We start from the raw sequence: 20,751 nt of genomic DNA, 5'->3' as shown, positions 1-20,751 counted from the left end.
CATTATGTCAGTGACTATACATCCGACCGCAGTTGTTGATCCCAAAGCGCAGCTCGGCACGAATGTGAAAATCGGTCCGATGTGTGTGATTGGTCCTGATGCCCAGCTTAATGACGATGTTACACTCATCAGTCACGTAAGCATTTCAGGTCACACAAATGTCGGAGAGGGCAGTACGCTCTATCCATTTGTATCCTTAGGCCATCCCCCCCAAGATTTTAAACATAAAGGTGGCCGTGTCAGCATTAAACTCGGCAAGCATAATACATTACGTGAAAACGTAACCGTGCACCCCGGAACCGATGTCGGACGCCCCGAGACGGTAACCGGAGATAATTGCTATTTTATGGTGGGGTCCCATGTCGCGCATGAAGCGCGGCTCGGCAATCATGTGACATTTTCAAACTACGTCCAAATTGGCGGCTGCGTCACAATTGGGAATAGTGTTATCATGGGGGGGCTATCCGCCGCCCATCAATTTACCCGAATTGGCGATCATGCTTTTGTCGGTGCTATGGCGCTGGTGACTACCGATGTCATTCCTTATGGTTCAGTTATCGGCAACCATGCTCATCTGGCCGGATTGAATATTGTGGGTCTTAAACGCCGCCATTTCCCGCGTGAGACAATTTCTGATTTACGTAGCGCTTATCGTCTCCTATTTGCCGAAGAGGGGACATTTAAAGAGCGTTTAGCAGATTGTTCGCGGCTATATGCCGACCACACACAAGTTATGGAAATCGTGCGATTTATTGAAACGCAGGACAAGCGAAGTATTTGCATGCCGCATACAGGCCGATGATATGACGGTCTTAAAGCGTATAGGTCTCATAGCCGGGGGCGGGGAACTTCCCAAAAATGTGCATAGGGGCGCAATGGCACAAGGCATAGATGTCTTCACCATAGTGTTAAATGATTTTGCAAGCCCAGATGACTTCCCCACCAACTCTGAGGCATTTCGTTTAGGCGACTTTGGCAAACTTCTGAAAACTCTTGAACATCAAAAAGTAGACGCGGTTTGCTTTGCCGGCAATGTGGCTCGGCCGGATTTTAAAACATTTCGACCTGACCTAGGCGGTATGAAATACCTTCCGGGAGTTATTGCGGCGGCGGCCAAAGGTGATGATGCTTTACTGCGGCATGTGAGCGGAATTTTTGAATCAAAGGGGATGCCACTTGTGGGGCCTCAGCAGTTCTGTTCCGCCTTACTTGCCCCCGAAGGAGTTTGGGGCAAGGTTGTACCGGTGGCGCCGCATTTAGCAGATATTGACATAGCCCGCGATATAGCCCGCGAGATAGGCCGACTCGATATCGGGCAGGGCGCTATTGTTGCTCGCGGACTTGTTCTGGCAGTTGAAGCTGCTGAAGGCACCGATGCAATGCTTTCTCGTATAACTGCGCTGCCCCAAGCCTTGCGAGGGACTATTACTTCGCGCTCGGGTGTTCTGGCCAAGATCATTAAGCCCGGACAGGATGATCGCATGGATTTACCGACAGTTGGCGTATCTACTGTCGAAGCTGCTGCAGTGGCTGGGCTGGCCGGAATAGCGGTCGAAGCCGGACGGGCTTTTGTAATAAATAAGGATCGGGTTATCGCTTCGGCTAATCGTCACGGCCTTTTTGTTATTGGTCTGCCGCCCAATGGCTAAGCATATTTATGTCGTTGCGGCAGAGCGCTCTGGCGATAGCCTTGGCGCGGCTCTCATTGACTCGCTACGAGGTAAATCACCGTATATCCAAATTAGCGGAATTGGCGGGGCCCAGATGAATGAGCGGGGTATAAATTCACCTATCGATGTAGCGCCATTAGCTATTCTCGGTATTTTCGAAGGTTTGGTGAAATACAGAACCGTCATGCGATTAGTGCGACAAGCGACGGATACAATATTCAAGTCCGGCGCGGACATGGTTGTTTTAATTGATAGTTGGGGTTTTATGATACGCGTTGCGGAGCGTCTAAAATCGCAGGGGTATGACGGAATCATTGTTAAATATGTGGCACCTCAGGTTTGGGCTATGCGTGAAGGCCGCACCAAAGTATTGGCGCGAAGCGTCGACCATTTGCTAACCATACATAATTTTGAAGCCCCGTATTTCACGCGCGAAGGACTCGATGTGACATATGTCGGTAATCCTGTCTTCGATGACGATTATAGCGCAGGTGACGGCGCAGCGCTTCGGAAGCGGCTGGGAATTGACGGGGATGATCCGGTGTTGTGCGTTCTTCTGGGCTCGCGTCCTGCTGAAATTATTAGGCTGGCAAAACCTTTTGGAGATACGCTAGCCCTTTTGAAATCCAAATATCCAAAGCTGCATGTCATCTCGCCATTGGCCGAGAACACAGCGCAATTAACACAGGAGCACACTCAAAAGCTTGGCGTATTTGAAGATGTCATATGGCTGGATGAGCGTGATAAAGCGGATGCTTTCGCGGCCTGCGATGTCGCATTGGCTTGTTCAGGAACTGTGACTACGCAGCTCGCCATGGCAGGCGTACCGACGGTTGTGGGGTATAAGCTCGGAACATTGTCATATTTGGTCGCATCGCGACTGTTTAAAGCGGATTATGTGTCGGTTGTTAATCTGGCCGCGAATGACGAATTGATGCCGGAGTTTTTGCAAGAGGCTTGTGAGGCTCAAACCTTGAGCGCGCCATTGCTTGATCTGTTGCAAGACAAAGATTTTCGGCAATCGCGCCGTGACGCGCTTTTGGCTGTCACGCAAAAGATGCGGGCCGGGCAAGGTAGCGCGAGCGACAAGGCCGCCCGCGCGCTGCTGAATCTATTCCGCAAACAGTCTTGAGGGTTTCCGTCTTAGCGCTCTTCCATTGGAACAAAATCGCGCTGAGTCGGACCTGTATAAAGCTGGCGCGGACGCCCGATACGCTGGCTAGGATCCTCTAACATTTCATTCCACTGTGAAATCCAGCCGACAGTGCGGGCCAGCGCGAATAAAACGGTGAACATTGAGGTCGGAAATCCCAGAGCGGATAGTACGATACCGGAATAGAAATCTACATTCGGATAGAGTTTCTTCTCAATAAAGTATTCGTCTTCAAGCGCGATCTTCTCAAGTTCTTTAGCCACATCTAGGACAGGATTGCGAATGCCGAGTTCATCTAGAACTTCATGCGCGACTTTCTGCATCACGCGGGACCGGGGATCGAAGTTCTTGTAAACGCGGTGGCCAAAACCCATCAGTCGGAAGGGGTCGTTTTTATCTTTAGCGCGGGCAATAAATTCAGGAATACGGTCAACAGAGCCGATTTCGCGCAGCATATTTAAACAGGCCTCATTCGCGCCGCCGTGGGACGGACCCCACAAACAGGCTATACCAGCCGCAATACAGGCATAAGGATTGGCACCGGATGAACCGGCCAGACGAACTGTCGACGTCGAAGCGTTTTGCTCGTGATCGGCGTGGAGAATGAAAATCTTATCCATGGCACGCGAAATTGTCGGGCTGACATGATAGGGCGCGGCCGGAACAGAAAAACACATATTCAAAAAGTTTTCGGCATAATTCAGGGAATTATCAGGGAAAACATGCGGCTGTCCGATGGAATATTTATAAGCGCGTGCGGCAATAGTCGGAATCTTTGCAATCAGGCGGTGCATCGCCACATTACGCGCATCATCGACGGTCGTGTGCGTGTCGTCATGGTAGAAACCGGAAAGCGCGCCTACAGTACCGCACATCATCGCCATAGGATGAGCGTCGCGGCGAAAGCCGTGAAAGAAGCTCTCAATCTGATCGTGCAGCATCGTATGCTGCGTGATTGTGTTGGTGAATTCGGTATTTTGTTTTTTATTGGGCAGTTCACCGTGAATAAGGAGATATGAGACTTCTAGAAATGTTGATTTCTCAGCCAATTGCTCAATGGGGTAACCGCGATAAAGAAGCTGTCCTTTTCCGCCATCAATAAATGTAATCTGACTTTCAGTAGAGCAGGTAGAGGTGTAGCCGGGGTCAAATGTAAAATGTCCGGACGTTTTATAGAGGCCGCGGACATCAATAGCAGGCGCACCCAGGCTGCCCGAATAGACCGGTAGGTCGATATTCTTTCCATCAAGTGAAAGTTTCGCCGTGGCCGTCTGTTTAATCAAATTTTCCATTATCTATCCTATGAATTATATCTTAGCGCGTCTTCGAGACGGCCCAGTGTTTCTTCTCGTCCCAGTGCGTAGATCACCTGTGACAAATCTGGCGAAGGATGCCCTGCAGTTAAAGCTGCGCGAACGGGTTGCCCGATTTTACCAAATCCGATGTTATTATCCGAAACGAACCGGTCTAAAATCATGTGAACAGCATCCGCTGTCCATTTGGTATCTTCTAAGGATTTCAACGTCAAAGTCAAAGCCTGCATAAGCGGCAAAACGCCCTCGCGCCTTAGAGGTTTCGCGGTTTTTCCTGTTATTTGCAAAGGGCGGGAGAGAAGAAGATATCGCGCTTGTTCGGCCATTTCTTTCAGGGTTTTAGAGCGCGGTTTTAATGCGTCTACTGCCCGCGTGACCCTCACTGTTTCCGCGTCTGTCAGAGACCTGTCATTGGCGCCAATTAAAAATGGGAGAGCTTCGGCGAGCAGGTCCTCATTCGACATCAGCAGAATATGCTGGCCATTTATATAGTCCATTTTGTCAAAATCCAGCCGTGCCGGGGATTTAACAATGCCGGATAAATTAAAGGCAGCAATTGCGTTTTCGTCTGAGAATATCTCGTCATCACCATGTGACCAACCGAGTTTCATCAAATAATTACGAAGCCCAGGCGCGATATAACCCATATCGCGATAGGCATCCACGCCGAGTGCGCCATGACGTTTTGACAATTTCTTTCCATCCGGGCCATGTATCAGCGGAACATGCGCATAGTCTGGGACGTCCCATTCCATAGCCTCGATCATTAATTTCTGGCGGGCAGCATTGATCAGATGATCGTCGCCGCGAATAACATGGGTCACGCCCATATCGTGGTCGTCGACAATGACGGCCAGCATATAAGTCGGCGTGCCGTCAGCACGAAGCAGGACAAGGTCGTCAAAATCTGAATTCTCCCAAGACACATGGCCTTGAACAAGGTCGTCAATGCGGGTCTGGCCGTCTGGAACTTTGAACCGCACAACATAATCGCCATCTCCATCGGGATGAGCATTTTCTCGGTAAGGTGAGCGAAAGGCGCGGCCCTCATTTTGCGCAATCCGGCGCTGATCTTCGGCTTGTTCCGACGTAAGGTAGCATCGATAGGCGTGACCAAGCTTCACTAATTTATGCGCGATTTGGGCATGGCGGTCAGCGTTTCGGCTTTGATATACAATATCGCCGTCCGGGTTAAGGCCGAGCCAATCCAGACCGTCAACTATAGCCTGCGTCGCCTCAGGCGTTGATCGCGCGATGTCCGTGTCCTCGATACGCAGCAAGTATTTGCCTCCGTGATGGCGGGCAAAGAGATAATTAAACAAAGCTGTGCGCGCGCCGCCAATGTGCAAAAAACCTGTAGGCGAGGGGGCGAACCGGGTAACCGGCGTCTTTCGGGCCATAGAATATCTCTTTCAGTGTCTGGTCAAATTTGGCCGGGAGGCTTAACCTGCATCTGATAACATGCGCGGGGGGGCGGGCAATAGAGCAATCACACGGCATATATGAAACCAACGAACCGCAAGTCTGCGTAAAACAGTACTTTTTCGAGCGATGGCGGATTTCGTTCGAGGTGGGGACTGTTATATTCGGTATAGGCATAGCGGCCTATTTTGCGCTGCCCTTTGAGCCGGACCTCTATGGTTTGACGACCCTCTTGCTGATTTGCGGTATCGCACAATGGAGTGGACGTCATTATAACGGCGTTTGGGCAGCGGCGCTTGTTCTGATGCTTATGGTGCTGGGCATGTCCCGGGCGGCCTTGCATAGCGCGGCTGTAGACTCGCCGATATTGCCGGAGCGCGCGCAAGCTTACACGGTTACTGGATGGGTTCAGGCCGTTGAGCGGAGCGGTAACGGCTATCGCCTCAATCTGCGCGTAACCCAAATCGAGCAGTATGGAAAACCGCTCGATGATAATCGTCGGCCTTATGCAGTGCGGATCAAGGCAAAAGGCGCACAGGATATTTCACCCGGCCAAACTATACGTATCTTCGGGCGGCTAAGCGCTCCGCCGCGACCGGCTATACCGGACGGATATGATCCGGCGCGGCGAGCTTTTTTTGACAAAGTTGGAGGAAACGGTTTTGCGCTTGGTAAAATCGAAACCGTTGATATGGCTCAGGTCGGTTATGCACAAAGAATTGCCCGTGCCAGAGCCGGATTTCGGGCCCGCATAATTAAACGCATTCAGGCTAAGGCGCCCGAGACGACTGCGGGTCTACAAATTGCGCTGATTACCGGAGAGCGGGCCTTTATAAATCCGGATCAGGTTCAGGCGTTACGGGTCACAGGCCTCGCCCATATTTTGGCTATATCCGGATTACATATGGGACTGGTCGCCGGCGGTGTTTACTGGGCGCTGACATGGCTGCTGGCCAGCATTGATGTTTTGGCGCGCCGCTATGATGTGCGTAAAATATCTGCTGTTTTCAGCTTGTTGGCCGCCACGCTTTATCTTTGCATCTCAACAGGGGCCGTGTCGACACAGCGGGCATATGTCATGGCTCTTATCGTATTTATGGCCATTATCATCGGGCGACCGGCTTTGTCGATCAGGTCTGTAGCTGTCGCAGCATGGGTCTGCTTGTGGATACACCCGGAAGCGGTTGTTAGCGCAGGATTCCAGATGAGTTTCGCAGCGGTCCTGGCTTTGGTGACTGTATATGGCATTTGGCAACAAAGACGTCCCGCTAACTTCTCCAAAAGCTTAGTGAGACGGGGCGTGAATAATCTGACTGGCCTTGCTGTGACATCTCTTGTTGCCGGACTTGCCACAGGTGGATTTGCAGCACTGCATTTTCATCATCTCTCAAGATATGGATTTTTGGCGAATGTACTCGTAATGCCGATCTTCACATTTTTGATTATGCCGGTTGGTATTCTGGCTGTCGTCCTGATGCCATTTGGTTTGGACGGTCCATTCTTGCAAGTCATGGGCTGGGGTCTTGAGCGTTTATTGGCCGTAGTCACGCCGATATCGAAATGGCCCGGCGCATTTATTGAGGTGCCGGGCGGAGCCCCTTGGATTTTGTGCCTCTACGCGCTGGGGTTCACCGTGCTCTGTCTGGGCCATCGGTGGACGCGTCTTATCGGCGTATCACTTTTAACTGCTGCAATCACGGGGTGGACGCTTCTCCCGCTGCCGCGTTTGCGTATATCAGAGAGTGCTGTTCTTACATATTGGGATATGACCGATGACGGAACAACACTTTATGGACGCCGTCTGCGTGCAGATAATTACGGACGAGATATGTTTTTAGAACGCCTCGGCCAAAGCAATGCGCAGATTGTGAATATGCAGGAGAGCGATGCCGTATGCGACGCGGCGGCCTGCCGCTTCATCATTGATGACCGGAATATATCTATTGTCGATACGCCTGAAGTTTTGGCCGAGGAATGTGAACGTGCGGATCTTGTACTTCTTACGCAGCGCCCGGCGGGCCCGCGGCTCCGGCGTCAATGCCACGACAAATTAGTTGATTTGCGCGCACTGGCTCGAGATGGCGGTTTGGATATTTATCTGACAGAGGAGGGGATCAAAATGAAATCCTCCGACCCGCCCTCGCGAAAGAGCCGGCCATGGGCGGGTAGACGCTAATGATATTTGCGGACCAATCCGACGAGAATGCCTTGAACCTCAACGCGGTCAGGTCCAAAAGTACGGGTCTCATAATCCGGGTTTTCGGCTCTCAATTCTACGCCTAGCGACGTTTTGTTAAGCGTTTTGAGCGTCGCTTCCTCTTGGTCAATCAAGGCCACAACGATTTGGTTGTTTCTTGCTGTATTGGCTCTGCGAATGACTACGATATCACCGTCTAGAATTCCAGCGCCGGTCATGGATTCGCCTTCGATTTCGAGCGCAAAATGATCCGGGCCCATCATATTGGGTGGCACGGAAATCATGCGATGCGCGTCTTCAATCGCTGCAATAGGATTACCTGCAGCGATTTTCCCGACAAAGGGTATTTCGTATTCATCATTAGCCGCAACGGGCAGGGGCGAAGATTTGGTTTTCAGCTTAGCCGCTTCAATCTGCGGCATTTTAAGAACTTCAAGCGCGCGGGCCCGATGCGGCAGACGGCGGATAAAACCGCGTTCTTCAAGCGCTGTAATCAGTCTGTGAATGCCTGATTTGCTTGCCAGACCCAGAGCGTCTTTCATTTCGTCATATGACGGGGACACACCACCGGCTTTAAGACGTTTATCAATAAAGAACAGTAAGTCATGTTGCTTCTGGGTAAGCATAAAACACTCCAAAATAGTCGAATCATCACTGAACAAATCAGCAACATACGCTTTTGTTCTATGTGTGTTCCGCTTTTGTGTCAAGTGGCGTAGCCGAAAGACCGAGAAGTCGCCGCGTCGCAAGTTCAACATTGTCTTGCCGCATCAGGCTTTCCCCGACAAGGAAGGCACGCGCGCCATGAGCCGTTAGATCAAGTATATGACCGGGAGTGAAAATTCCGCTTTCGGCGACCAAAAATTTCTCGATCGGAATGCGAGGCGCTAGGGTTTTAAATGTTGTGAGGGTTGTTTCAAATGTTTTGAGGTTGCGGTTATTAATACCGATCAAATTCCCTCCGAGCACTAATGCACGGTCAAGTTCGTCCATGTCATGTGTCTCTATTAAAGAGTCCATGCCCAGGTCTTTAGCCATATTAAAAAGGTCTTTAGCCAAACCGTCTTCGATCATCGCCATAATAATCAGTATGCAATCTGCGCCCATAGCGCGGGATTCGTAAATCTGTAGCGGATCGACCATGAAATCTTTGCGAAGCAGGGGGAGTTTAACGGCCTTGCGAACTTCTGCGAAACCGTCCGCGCTGCCTTGAAAGCTCGGGCCGTCCGTTAAGACAGACAGGCATGTTGCGCCGCCTGCCTGATACGCCCGCGCAATATTGGCAGGATCGAAATTATCGCGGATAAGTCCTTTAGATGGACTCGCTTTTTTTACTTCGGCAATTAGGGCAGGGCCCCGCGCTTCGGCGAGCGCGCGAGCAAAACCACGCGGGGCGGGCGCATCTGCGGCGCGCGCTTTTATGTCTGCGGCATGGGGGCGAAGCGCGTCGACTTCGTCATGTTTATACGCCGCGATTTTTTGGAGTATATCGCTCATCAGCCGGAATATGACATGCGCGCGAGTTTCGTCAGCGTTTGCAGCGCTGCGCCGCTATCAATGGCCTGCGCGGCCTTGGCTGCCCCTTGCGAGAGATCATCGACCAGTCCCGCCACAATTAGCGTCGCTGCCGTGTTCAAAATAACGCAATCGCGATAGGCGCCTTGTTGTCCACGTAGCACATCCGACAGCTCTTGGGCATTGAGTTCCGCAGACCCGCCGCGCAATTGTTCCAATGTATAAACGCCTAATCCCGCTTGCTCCGGGTGAACGGTAAACTGACGTATTTTACCGTCTTTAAGCTCGATGACATGGCTTTTGCCTGTGACGGTTAGCTCGTCCAGGCCATCGTGCCCGTGCACAACCCATGCATGTTTGGACCCGAGCGACTGTAGCGCTTCGGCCATAGGTCGGCACCATTTTTTGTCATAAACGCCGACCAATTGACGCTTTGCGCCGGCAGGGTTTGTGAGAGGGCCAAGAAGATTGAATAATGTGCGGCGTCCCAATCCTGCGCGCGCTGCCGCAACATGGCGCATGGCCCCGTGGTGCTTCGGCGCAAAAAGAAAACCTACGCCCGCTTCGGTTATGCACCGCGCGACAGTGACCGCATTCGCGTCAATGTCGACGCCCAGCTCAGCCAGAACATCGGAGCTCCCGGATTTGGATGAGACGGCGCGGCTACCATGTTTGGCGACATGAGCGCCGCAAGCGGCAGCCACAATCGCCGTGGTTGTTGAGATATTGAATGTATTGTGGCCGTCTCCGCCCGTTCCGACCGTATCGACAACCTCGACATCCACTTTGACAGGGCTCATATGCTCACGCATTAGACCCGCGCCGATCTCGATATCCGATGTTGTCACGCCCACGATTTCAAGCCCAAGAAGAACTGCGCCGATTTGTGCGTCCGATGCGCGGCCTGATAACATAGCCTGCAAAACCTGCGTCATCACTTCTTCAGAGGGGTGTTTGCCTTTGACAAAGGCGTCAAAGGCCTCGTTGAATACGCTCATTTCGTAAGCTCCAAAAAGGCTTTGATAATGTCGTGACCATGCTCTGAGGCAATGGATTCGGGATGAAACTGTACGCCGTGAATGGGGCGTGAAATGTGATAAAAACTCATTATTTCATCGTCTTGCGTCCAGCCGTTCACGCGCAGACAGTCGGGCAATGAGTGACGTTCAACAGCAAGACTGTGATAGCGCGTGGCATTGAACGGCTGATTAAGGCCGGACATCAGCCCGCTATCATCATGAAAAACCGGAGACACTTTGCCGTGCATAATCGCTTTAGCGCGGATGACTTTGCCGCCAAAGGCCTGGCCAATCGCTTGTTGACCAAGGCATACGCCAAAGATTGGTAAATCGTCCGGCGCAGTTTTAATAAAGTCCAGCATTATGCCCGCATCGTCAGGCGTGCGCGGGCCGGGCGATAATATCACGCCGCTCGCGCCCAGAGCATGGGCCTCAGCGGCGCTCATATCATCATTGCGGATGACTTTGACATCTGCGCCTAATTCCTGCGCGTAGTGGACGAGGTTGTAAGTAAAGCTGTCGTAATTATCGATCATCAGGATCATAAGGCATTCCCGTCAAACCGGCTGGCATGGCTAGCCGCTGTGAACAGAGCCTGCGCCTTATGCTGCGTCTCTTCATACTCAGCCTTTGGATTGCTATCGAGCACAATCCCCGCGCCTGCACGGACATGCATGACGCCGTCCTTTACGATAGCTGTACGCAGCGCAATCGCGGTATCCATATCGCCCTGACAGGAGATATAACCCACGGCTCCTGCATATATACCCCGTTTTTCGTCTTCAAGCTCATCAATTATTTGCATCGCGCGAATCTTAGGCGCGCCGCTGACTGTGCCTGCCGGAAAGCCGGCAAATAGCGCGTCCAAGGTATCGAATGCAGGATCCAGGCGGGCTTCAACATTGGAGACGATGTGCATGACGTGGCTGTAGCGCTCTACGGTGAAACTCTCTGTGACTTTTACAGTCCCGGGCAGGCTCACCCGTCCGGCATCATTTCGGCCCAGATCAAGTAGCATTAAATGCTCGGCGCATTCTTTCTTGTCCGCCAGTAATTCGGCTTCCAGTTGGGCGTCTTGCTGCTGCGTTGCTCCGCGCGGCCGAGTACCCGCAATAGGACGGACGGTAACAACATCGCCGCGGCGGCGGACTAATATTTCAGGACTGGATCCGATAACAGCGTGATCTTTGAAATTTAAGAAAAACAGGAACGGCGAAGGATTGAGCCGGCGAAGCGAGCGGTAAAGCGCAAAAGGGCTAACCGGAAGATCAGCACAGAAGCGCTGTCCTATGACAACTTGAAATACATCCCCCGCGCGTATGTAATCTTTGGCTTTTTCGACGCGTTTTGAGAATGCACCCAGACTCTGCCCGGCTTTAGCTATGACTTTGCTGGACTGGCCTTGCGTGACAGGGCCGGCGTTAATCGGCGTTTGTAAATCACTGCAGATCGCTTCAAGTTTGTCTTTTGCTTCCGCATAAACCTCTTTCGCTGTTTTATCAGATGGGCGCACAGGCGTAGCGAGAATAATTTCCTGCGCAATGAGGTCAAATATGGCGATGACCGTCGGACGGATCATAATGCAATCAGGCGTACCAATCGGATCAGGGCCGGCCGCTCCGATATCCTCGACATGTCGCACCATATCATAACCAAGATAACCAAACAGCCCGGCTGCCATAGGGGGCAGTCCGTCAGGCAAGGGCAAACGCGACTCGTGCTCTAATGAACGTAAATTATCCAGCGGAGCGCCTTCAAGCGGCGTATAATTATCTGATGAGATAGCGTCCTGGCCACGCGCAATCTCGCACGCCAACCCAGTGCAACGAAAAACGATATCTGGGGAGAATCCTAAAAAGGAATAACGGCCGCGCTGCTCACCCCCTTGAACGGATTCATACAAAAAAGCGTAGGGACGGCCTTTTGCAATTTTTATATAAGCTGAGACAGGCGTATCGAGATCATTGATAACACGCCGGTAGACGAGTTGAGGTGCGCCGCTTTCATAAACGGCACTAAAATCGTCCTTATGCGGACAGAGATCTTCTGCCGCACCGTTGACACGCCCCGTGTCCGCCAAAGTCATTTACTCAGTAACGCCGTTAATCTGACTCATACGGTCTTCAAACATTTGCACGGGATTCTCGCGTAAAATATCTTGACGATAAACCATCTGAATATCGGACGATAAGTCCTCTGTGGATTGCGTTTGCATAGCGTCTGCAAAACCGCCTGACAGCCGGTCCGTATTGGCCGAGACGCGCGCAACAATTGCGACTTTGCGTGTGAGTGGATCGGTCCCATTACCTTGGACAACCTCGCCCTGTCGCGCAGTCAAAAGCTGGGACAGAACTTCCGGTGATAAGCCGGGGGAGCGGTTAGTTCGTACCATTGTGCGAGTTTCAATATTTGTTCCGGCAGGCACGCTTGCGGCAACTTGCTCTAGGGTTTCGCCGTCGCGGATACGCGTTGCCAGTGTGCGTGCTAAATCGGCTAATTTTTCGTCGATTTGTTTCGCAGTCCAAACCGCTTTTGCCTTTTCTTTGACATCATCAAATGAACGCAGTTTAGCCGCAATAACGTCATCGACGCGTATCATGGCATAGCCGCCCGTGCTGGTTTCAAAAAACTCTGTCGGAAATCCCGGCTCAGCGGTGAAGAGCTGGCGCAGGATTTCATCATCGCCGGTAGTTCCCGTTAAGGCCCCAATGCCGGATAATTTCTTATCATCGCGGGTTACGCCAAGCCTAGAAATATAATCAATGGAGGCGACGGACACACCGGACTCTTTACCGGCGTCTTCAAAAGCCGCGCCCGTTTCGATAACATCTTGCAATTTACCAAAGCGTTCAAACAACACGGCTTCGGCCTGATCGCGGGTTAATTCAGACACTATACGTTCGCGCTCGGCCTCTAAGCTGGGTTTAACGGCCGGCGTGATGCTATCAAGACGTGCAACATAAGCGCCGCCTAAAGTCCCTTCGCCTGAAATAATTTCACCTGTCTCAGCTTCAAATAAAGCTTCGGCAACCCGCGGATCTGCAATCGTCACAGGACGCACTTCAGTATATATAATTGGTGGAGAAACGCCAACCGCCGTTGCCGCATCAGCAAAACTTTCTCCGTCGGCCAGACGTTGTTTCACATCCTCGGCCAAAGTTTTATTAGTGACAGGGAGATAGGTCACGGATCGTATTTCGAGCTCACCGAGCTTACCATCGGCGAGATCAGCTTCGTAAGTCGCCACCACATCAGCTTCGTCAATCTCAATATCTGATACAGTATCAAAATTTTCTATCCGTAAAATCGTAAACCGGCGATATTCAGGCTGCGTGTAGTCGGCTTCGTTCTCAGCAATAAATGTTTGTAACACTTCATCCGATGGCGCCTCGGGCGTAGAAACAGAATCGCGTGTCAACGTCAATATCTTAACGAGGCGCTGCTCGGTCAAAAATTTATAGCGCTGTTCGGCATAAGCCAGAGGGGCTTTGATGCCGGAAATAACCGCGCGCGTACTTTGCTGTCGGCGCAATTCGCGTACTGTGCTGGCTTCGAAATCATCCCGATTGAAATCGCGGCGATTGGCAGCAAAAAATTCGTTGACCTTTTCTTCAGAGAACTCACCGGTCATTTCGTCTCTAAAGACTTCGATATCTGACAGAGACTCGCGTACAACTGTACGCGCTACGCCGATATTTAATATATCAGCATCCAAATCCATAGCGGCTTCGGTTAATAGTCCACTCATAACGGTTTGATTGAAACCGCGTTCATATGCTTCCGCTGCCGTCATACTGGTGTTGTTTTCGCGGTTATAAATATCCAGACGCCGCTTGAACTCAGTTGTATATACCCGTTCAGTGATCTTGTTTTTACCCACTAGAGCAACGGAGCCTTTGGCTTTTGGCTGAAAGATATCCGTAAATCCAAAAATAGATAAACCGATCACCAGAAGGACAATAATAATGCCGAGTCCGATGTTACGAAAAATATTAGAGCTTTGCTGGGCCATATCGCCTTTATCTCAGTCTGAAATCATGTTCTAAAACGTCGGCGCTTAACTATCACGGTCGGCGCTAAATGCAATGATAGAGGCGCAGACAGATGAAGAAACTCGTCGCAGCAAATTGGAAAATGAACGGTGAGGGGAGTTGGAGCACCAAACCGGCGGCGCTAGCGAGCCTATTAGGCGATAATATGCCCGAAAATGTGCAAGTGTTATTTTGCCCGCCCGCCGTATATTTGGACCGCATCGCCACAGAAGCTGGCAAATTCGGTATGAATGCCGGCGCGCAAAACTGCCACGCCAGTGCGTCGGGCGCATTTACAGGGGAAATCAGCGCGCAAATGGCGGCGGATTGCGGTGCAGATTACGTGATTTGCGGACATTCAGAACGCCGCGCTCTATTCGGAGAAACTGACGCGGTGGTTAGAGCTAAGGCTGACGCTGTTATCGCAGCGGGCTTGTCGGCTATAATTTGCGTTGGCGAGACTTTGGCGTATCGAGAGAGCGGCGAAGCGGAGGCAACCGTAGAGATGCAGCTTAAAGGCTCGATCCCTACGACCTCCACAGCACTCAATACAGTCATAGCCTACGAACCTGTCTGGGCGATCGGTACGGGCAAAACCGCTACACTTGACGATATCGAACAGATGCATGGTCATATTCGTAAGGTATACGGACAGTTATTGGGCGACAAGAGTGCAGGCAAGCTTCGTATTCAATATGGTGGATCAGTTAAACCGGCCAATGCCAAAGAGATTCTGTCGGCCAAGGGCGTAGACGGCGCTTTAGTCGGCGGGGCGAGCCTGAAAATGGAAGATTTTGCCAAGATTATTCTAGCGGGCTAGCGGTGACGCGATTGAAGCACTGACACTATATCAGCCAGGTGAATATCTTTGGCGCGAAGTAAAACCATAAGGTGATAAATTAGGTCTGCCGACTCGTTTTTTAAGGCCTCGTCATCTTCGGCCACTGCAGCCAGCGCGGTTTCCACGCCTTCTTCGCCGACCTTTTGAGAAATTTTATGAAGCGGACCTGATAAGAGTTTTGCGGTGTAACTCGTTGTTTTATCATCGTTTTGTCGAGACTTTATAACGTTTTCCAGCACGCCTAGAAACGACAGAGACGGCGATTTGGCCTCAGCAAAACAGCTGACAGTGCCGTTGTGACACGTCGGGCCGTTCGGCCGTGCCATGACTAAAAGAGTATCATTGTCACAATCGACGGTCATATCGACGAGCTCCAGCGTATTGCCGCTGGTTTCGCCCTTCGTCCAGAGCATCTCCCGTGAGCGGGAATAGAACGTAACAAGACCCGTCGATGTTGTTTTTTCAACAGCCGTCTCATTCATATAACCCAGCATCAAAACTTGACCGCTATCAGCGTCTTGTACAATTGCAGGGACGAGGCCACCGCCTTTTTCAAAATCAATTTTCATAAACGTATCTCTATACCTTCAGAGCCAAGGTATTGTTTTAAATCAGGAATAGTAATTACTGATTTATGGAACACACTGGCTGCCAGTGCGCCGTCAACACCAGCTTGTATGAATATATCTTCGAAATGCTCCGGCGCGCCTGCGCCGCCCGATGCAATTAGCGGGACGGGGCAAACGGTGCGAGCGGCTTTAAGCTGCGCAATATCGTAACCTTGGCGCATGCCGTCCTGGTTCATACAGTTCAAAACAATCTCGCCTGCACCGCGCTGAGTGGCTTCTTTGATCCATCCCAGAGTATCGCGGCCTGTTTCGCGCATTTTATCGGGATCGCCGGTATGGGACTTCACACGGTAAGCCTGTCCGTCGTGAAAGCTATCAATGCCGACGACAATACACTGGCGTCCAAATGTACCGCTTAACAGATTAATCAGATCAGGATTGATCAGCGCCGGACTATTGATAGAAATCTTATCTGCGCCCGCATTCAGTCGCCGTGCAGCGGTATCGACCGAGCTAATCCCGCCCGCCACGCAGAATGGAATATCCAAAGCTTTGGAGACGCGCGATATCCATAAAGGACTGACCTCGCGCTGCTCAGTACTCGCCGTAATATCATAAAAGACAAGCTCGTCAGCGCCTTGGTCGCGATATCGCAGCGCTAGATCCTCAATGTCGCCGACATCTTCGTGATTGCGAAACTGCACGCCTTTAACAACGCGGCCATCGCGCACATCAAGGCAAGGAATTATTCGCTTGGCGAGCATGTGATAGCCTCTTCAAGCGTGAATTTGTTCTCATAAAGCGCTTTGCCAATAATAATACCATAGGGCGAGAGCGATTTTAGCGCTTTTACGTCGTCCAATTTCCCGACGCCGCCGGACGTTATGAGTGGTGCATTGGGGAAGCGCGCCAGCAGATTACGGTAGAGCTCAACGTTCGGGCCAAGCAGTACGCCATCTTTAGCGATATCTGTCACGAGAAGCGCCCCGTAATCATATGCTGAATAGCGTTTAATAATTGAAAGCAGATCTGTCGACGCGCTTTGTGTCCAGCCTTTCAGGGCCGGACGGGCAACTCCCGCCTCGTTAATATGGACATCGAAGGCGAGGCAGAATTTATCTGCTCCGAACTTATCCATCCAAGACATAACTGTTAGGGGGTCGGTTACGGCGATAGAGCCCAGCACAACCCGCGACACGCCGCCATTTAAAAGTTTTGCAATTTGATCTGCGTTGCGAATGCCGCCACCTGTTTGCACGTTGATCGGCGTTGATTTCGCAATTTCAATGATTAGATCGGTCTGCGCAGCGTTTTCAGTCCGCGCGCCGTCTAAATCCACAATGTGAACCCACTTCGCACCGGCCTTAGCAAATGACGCCGCAACGTCAGTTGGAGCGCCGTCATAATTGGTGCGTAGGTCGAAGTCGCCTTTGAACAGGCGCACACATCCGCCGTCCATGAGGTCAATCGCCGGATAGATCATTCGCCAAGCTCCAAAAAGTTTTTCAAAATACGCGCGCCCGTCGCACTGGAGCGCTCAGGGTGAAATTGACACCCATATACATTGCCTTGTCGGACAATCGCAGAAAACTTTTGTCCATATTCGGACGTTGCAAGCGTGTATGTGCTGACGGGCGCAGCGTAGCTATGCACGAAATAGGCATAATCTCCTGCGCTAATCCCCACAAGAAGCGGATCATCGGCCAGATCACCAAGCTGGTTCCATCCCATATGCGGGCTGGGTAAGTCAGCCGTGTTCAGAGCCTCTATCGCCCCGTCCACCATGCCGAGGCAGGCGACGTCGCGTCCGCCTTCTACGGAGAGGTCAAATATTAGCTGCATACCCAGACAAATGCCCATAACGGGTTGTGTCAAGTTTTGAAGAACAGGTACCAGTTGGGCTTCCCGCAATATATTCATAGCATAGGGCGCAGCGCCGACGCCGGGGATGAGCACGCGCGGGGCGCTATATATAACGTCTGCATCACGGCTGATCTGATATGACGCGCCGAGGCGGTCAAAGGCAAAGCCAACGGACGCCAAATTCGCGCAACCTGTATCAACGATAACGACATCGGTTTGCGCCGCCATTACAAAACGCCCTTAGTCGACGGTACGGCGTCCCCATAGCTGCGCGAGAATGCAGGGCGAAGCGCGCGGGCAACGCCCTTAAAGCTCGCCTCGATAATGTGGTGGGTATTATCTCCGTCCACATCAATTTGAATGGCTGCGCCTAATGTTTGCGCGAGGCTTTCAAAAAAATGCGGGCACATTTCGGCGGGGAATGCGCCGACGTGATCCGATGGGAATGTGCCCTTAAAAGTCATGGAGGGACGGCCTGACAAATCAATCGCCACGCGCGCCTGCGTCTCGTCCATAGGCATAACAAATCCAAAGCGGCCAATACCGGCCTTGTCACCAAGCGCCATTTTCAATGCCTCGCCTAATGCCAGAGCACAGTCTTCTACTGTATGATGGGCGTCAATATGAAGATCGCCCGCACATTTCAGGCGCAGGGAAAATCCGCCATGTTTCGCCAAAGCTTCGAGCATATGATCGAAAAACCCAAGGCCTGTATCAATCTCTATTGGCGCGGATTTATCCAGCTCGACACGAACGGATATGTCTGTCTCTTTGGTCGTACGCTGTATTTCAGCGATTCGCGGCACGACTTGCTCAGCTTTACCCACGCCAAATGCAGCCAGCGCTATATCGTTCTCTGATGGCGACCCGATGCTGATGCGAAATAGCCCGGGGAGTTTAGAGCGAAAATCGCGAATACAAACATTATATGCCTGTAGCGCGCGCAGCATGGCTTCCGCATTAGAGCTGGTAAATGCAATGAAATTGGCCTCGCTTGGAAAAACGTCAGAAACAAATTTTGACTGTGCTAAAACCCCTTCAAGGCGTTCGCGCTCAGACAGTGTTTCGGTCAAACGCGCGGCGTGAAGGCTCATGGCTGCAGGAGATAACGCGGCAGTTACAGCTTTTTCAACCGGACGGGGAACAGGATAAGGCGGCAGGACTTTGCGCATCAGGGCGATGACAGCAGGATCAGCCAGCGCCACGCCCGCGCGTACGCCTGCGAGGCCATAAGCTTTGGATAATGTACGGGTGATGACGAGATTACGAAATTCGCCTAATCGGCCGACATATCCATCAGCGCTCGAAAACTCCTGATAAGCTTCATCCACTACGATCAGGCTATCAGGACAGGTATTACATAGCTTCTCTAACAGGTCTGCCTCTATAATGTTGCCTGTTGGATTATTAGGAGAGCATAAGAAGATCAGCTTGGCTTTGGGTGCAGCGGCTAACATTGCATCTTTATCCCACGTAAAATCGTCATTAAGAGGGACTTCAATGATATTTGCGCCCTGAATTTGCGCTGCTGTTTTAAAATAACCGAATGTCGGCGGGCAGATCAAGACGGCGTCTTTGCCAGCATCGCAAAATGTACGCAGTAATATATCTATGGCTTCGTCCGCGCCGCGGCCCAGCATGATGCGGGCCTCGTCCACACCATATAACCCGGCAAGACGCGCCATCAGAGCAGGAGGCTGCTGCGCAGGATAGCGGTTATAATTGTCCGCACCTTTCATCGGCGGCGGGGCGTAGGGGGATTCGTTGGCGTCGAGGTGCAAAGCGTCGCCCGACGCGCCGCGCGCGCTATAGGTGGACATCGCTGCAATAGTAGGCCGCGCTATGGTGTTGGGCCAATCGTTCATGACATAGCCGCCAGACGCAGGCTAACTGCGCGTTTATGGGCTTCCAGTCCTTCAAGCTGCGCAAGACGCTCAACCGTTGGGCCTAATGCGCGAAGCCCGTCTTGGGATAGCTCTTGCAGAGTCGTAAATTTCATAAAGCTCTCCACATTGACGCCGGAATAAGCGCGCGCCGCGCCTGCCGTGGGCAGGGTATGGTTTGTACCTGAAGCATAATCGCCGACCGATTCCGGCGTCCACGGCCCTATGAAGATTGATCCGGCATTGTCGACGCGCGCCGCTAAATCCTGTGCGTCGCGGGTCTGCACAATTAAATGCTCCGGCGCGTAAGCATTGATGATGTCCAGACGATTATCACCATCTGCGATAATGAGCGCGCCGGATTTCAGCGCGGCTCTCGCTATATCCGCGCGCGGCAGGTCAATAAGTTGCTGCTCAATCTGCGCGTTGACCTCATCGGCTAAGGCGCGCGAACTGAGCACGGCAATGACTTGCGCCTCACTATCATGTTCGGCTTGGCTCAACAGGTCAGAGGCGATGAAGGCAGGATTGGCATTGTCGTCGGCAACGACCATAGCTTCGCTGGGTCCGGCGGGTAAATCAATAGCGGGGCCGGAGGCGGGCAGGGCGACTTGGGCCTTAGCGGCCGCAACCCAGCTATTGCCCGGGCCGAAAATTTTCGCCACGCGCGCGCAGCTTTGCGTCCCATAAGCCAATGCGCCGATAGCCTGCACGCCGCCTGCACAATAAATTTCTGTCACGCCGCAAAGGGCCGCGACGGCCAAGACAGTTTTATTGACGTGACCATCCGCTTGCGGCGGAGAGACGATTACCCGGCGGGATACGCCTGCAATGCGGGCGGGCAGGGCGAGCATCATCACGGTGGAAACCAGCGGGGCTGTGCCTCCGGGTATATAAAGACCAACGCTGCCCAGAGGCTTTGCCACGCGGCGGCAAATGACGCCCGGCATAGTCGACATCTCTATGTCGTCCGGCTTTTGTAGGGCGTGAAAAGCCTCTATATTTGCCATCGCCATATCGATTGCTTTGCGGTCCTCTATAGAGAGAGTGCCGAGCGCTGCGTCGATATCAGATTGAGAGACGTGAAATGCGGCCGCACTAACCCCGTCAAACTTCACTGTATATTCAGCGACGGCATCGTCACCGCGCGCTTTTACATCAGCTAGAATCTCGCGAACGGCTTTAATCTGCTGCTCGTCTTCGCCCGCAGCGGGGCGGGTGAGGGCGGTAATGCGCTCATTTGCGGTTAAAGATGTCCAGTCAAGCAGTCGCATA

Annotated in this window: 19 protein-coding genes; 5 read left to right on the top strand and 14 right to left on the bottom strand. The window is 52.1% G+C overall.

The features are described from left to right. The first annotated feature begins 10 nt into the window (after window positions 1-10). From lpxA to lpxB, 3 genes are read left to right on the top strand one after another with little or no spacing between them, the layout of a single operon-like run. Window positions 11-802, top strand: a complete 792-nt coding sequence (lpxA, locus tag H142_RS0102865; protein WP_026147737.1) for an acyl-ACP--UDP-N-acetylglucosamine O-acyltransferase — start codon at window positions 11-13, stop codon at window positions 800-802. A gap of 1 nt (window position 803) precedes the next feature. After that, window positions 804-1,649 (top strand): LpxI family protein, encoded by an 846-nt coding sequence (locus H142_RS0102860; RefSeq protein WP_017930590.1) that lies wholly within the window; start codon window positions 804-806, stop codon window positions 1,647-1,649. Continuing rightward, window positions 1,642-2,802: a lipid-A-disaccharide synthase gene (lpxB, locus tag H142_RS0102855; protein WP_017930589.1), complete on the top strand. Its 1,161-nt coding sequence runs from the start codon at window positions 1,642-1,644 to the stop codon at window positions 2,800-2,802. Before H142_RS0102860 ends, lpxB begins: the two co-directional genes overlap by 8 nt. Window positions 2,803-2,813: 11 nt before the next feature. Here the strand turns inward: lpxB and H142_RS0102850 are convergent, their stop codons facing one another. Together H142_RS0102850 and gltX are read right to left on the bottom strand one after the other, a co-directional pair. Beyond that, a complete protein-coding gene (locus H142_RS0102850) occupies window positions 2,814-4,115 on the bottom strand; it encodes a citrate synthase (protein ID WP_017930588.1) in 1,302 nt (433 codons plus the stop codon). Window positions 4,116-4,123: 8 nt separating this feature from the next. Further along, window positions 4,124-5,536 carry a glutamate--tRNA ligase gene (gene gltX / locus H142_RS0102845; RefSeq protein WP_017930587.1) on the bottom strand — a complete coding sequence of 471 codons (1,413 nt, stop codon included), beginning with the start codon at window positions 5,534-5,536 and terminating at the stop codon, window positions 4,124-4,126. Between the two features lie 170 nt (window positions 5,537-5,706). Here gltX and H142_RS0102840 point away from each other — a divergent pair, with 170 nt between their 5' ends. Next, a complete protein-coding gene (locus H142_RS0102840) occupies window positions 5,707-7,734 on the top strand; it encodes a ComEC/Rec2 family competence protein (RefSeq protein ID WP_017930586.1) in 2,028 nt (675 codons plus the stop codon). On the opposite strand, the gene lexA is transcribed toward H142_RS0102840, so the two are convergent. The 6 genes from lexA to H142_RS0102810 are packed head-to-tail and all read right to left on the bottom strand — an operon-like array spanning window position 7,731 to window position 14,301. Then, window positions 7,731-8,381, bottom strand: a complete 651-nt coding sequence (gene lexA, locus H142_RS0102835) for a transcriptional repressor LexA (RefSeq protein WP_026147735.1) — start codon at window positions 8,379-8,381, stop codon at window positions 7,731-7,733. The two genes, H142_RS0102840 and lexA, sit on opposite strands and share 4 nt — an antisense overlap. A gap of 58 nt (window positions 8,382-8,439) precedes the next feature. Further along, window positions 8,440-9,252 carry an indole-3-glycerol phosphate synthase TrpC gene (trpC, locus tag H142_RS0102830; RefSeq protein ID WP_017930584.1) on the bottom strand — a complete coding sequence of 271 codons (813 nt, stop codon included), beginning with the start codon at window positions 9,250-9,252 and terminating at the stop codon, window positions 8,440-8,442. Continuing rightward, on the bottom strand, window positions 9,252-10,268 hold the full coding sequence (trpD, locus tag H142_RS0102825; RefSeq protein ID WP_017930583.1) for an anthranilate phosphoribosyltransferase: 1,017 nt from the start codon (window positions 10,266-10,268) through the stop codon (window positions 9,252-9,254). Before trpD ends, trpC begins: the two co-directional genes overlap by 1 nt. Further along, window positions 10,265-10,834, bottom strand: a complete 570-nt coding sequence (locus H142_RS0102820) for an anthranilate synthase component II (RefSeq protein WP_017930582.1) — start codon at window positions 10,832-10,834, stop codon at window positions 10,265-10,267. Before H142_RS0102820 ends, trpD begins: the two co-directional genes overlap by 4 nt. Next, window positions 10,831-12,375: an anthranilate synthase component I gene (gene trpE, locus H142_RS0102815; protein ID WP_017930581.1), complete on the bottom strand. Its 1,545-nt coding sequence runs from the start codon at window positions 12,373-12,375 to the stop codon at window positions 10,831-10,833. The genes H142_RS0102820 and trpE overlap by 4 nt, the downstream gene beginning before the upstream one ends. Beyond that, window positions 12,376-14,301 (bottom strand): SurA N-terminal domain-containing protein, encoded by a 1,926-nt coding sequence (locus H142_RS0102810; RefSeq protein WP_017930580.1) that lies wholly within the window; start codon window positions 14,299-14,301, stop codon window positions 12,376-12,378. It lies immediately after the preceding gene. 92 nt (window positions 14,302-14,393) lie between these two features. Between H142_RS0102810 and tpiA the strand changes: the two genes are divergently transcribed. Then, a complete protein-coding gene (tpiA, locus tag H142_RS0102805) occupies window positions 14,394-15,140 on the top strand; it encodes a triose-phosphate isomerase (protein ID WP_017930579.1) in 747 nt (248 codons plus the stop codon). Here tpiA and hisIE read toward each other — a convergent pair. The 6 genes from hisIE to hisD are packed head-to-tail and all read right to left on the bottom strand — an operon-like array spanning window position 15,137 to window position 20,750. Then, a complete protein-coding gene (gene hisIE / locus H142_RS0102800) occupies window positions 15,137-15,730 on the bottom strand; it encodes a bifunctional phosphoribosyl-AMP cyclohydrolase/phosphoribosyl-ATP diphosphatase HisIE (RefSeq protein ID WP_017930578.1) in 594 nt (197 codons plus the stop codon). The two genes, tpiA and hisIE, sit on opposite strands and share 4 nt — an antisense overlap. Next, window positions 15,727-16,494: an imidazole glycerol phosphate synthase subunit HisF gene (gene hisF / locus H142_RS0102795; RefSeq protein WP_017930577.1), complete on the bottom strand. Its 768-nt coding sequence runs from the start codon at window positions 16,492-16,494 to the stop codon at window positions 15,727-15,729. The genes hisIE and hisF overlap by 4 nt, the downstream gene beginning before the upstream one ends. Further along, the gene (hisA, locus tag H142_RS0102790) at window positions 16,476-17,213 is read right to left on the bottom strand and encodes a 1-(5-phosphoribosyl)-5-[(5-phosphoribosylamino)methylideneamino]imidazole-4-carboxamide isomerase (RefSeq protein ID WP_017930576.1); all 738 of its coding nucleotides are present in this window, start codon (window positions 17,211-17,213) and stop codon (window positions 16,476-16,478) included. Before hisA ends, hisF begins: the two co-directional genes overlap by 19 nt. Then, window positions 17,210-17,821, bottom strand: coding sequence for an imidazole glycerol phosphate synthase subunit HisH (gene hisH / locus H142_RS0102785; protein ID WP_017930575.1), 612 nt, complete (start codon window positions 17,819-17,821; stop codon window positions 17,210-17,212). Before hisH ends, hisA begins: the two co-directional genes overlap by 4 nt. Beyond that, on the bottom strand, window positions 17,821-19,458 hold the full coding sequence (gene hisC, locus H142_RS16985) for a histidinol-phosphate transaminase (protein WP_017930574.1): 1,638 nt from the start codon (window positions 19,456-19,458) through the stop codon (window positions 17,821-17,823). The genes hisH and hisC overlap by 1 nt, the downstream gene beginning before the upstream one ends. After that, window positions 19,455-20,750, bottom strand: coding sequence for a histidinol dehydrogenase (gene hisD, locus H142_RS0102775; RefSeq protein ID WP_017930573.1), 1,296 nt, complete (start codon window positions 20,748-20,750; stop codon window positions 19,455-19,457). The genes hisC and hisD overlap by 4 nt, the downstream gene beginning before the upstream one ends. Between the last annotated feature and the right edge of the window lies 1 nt (window position 20,751).

Origin of the sequence: Robiginitomaculum antarcticum DSM 21748 (assembly GCF_000365025.1) — a bacterium.
Lineage (GTDB): Bacteria > Pseudomonadota > Alphaproteobacteria > Caulobacterales > Maricaulaceae > Robiginitomaculum > Robiginitomaculum antarcticum.
This window is presented reverse-complemented; position numbering and strand designations above follow the sequence as displayed.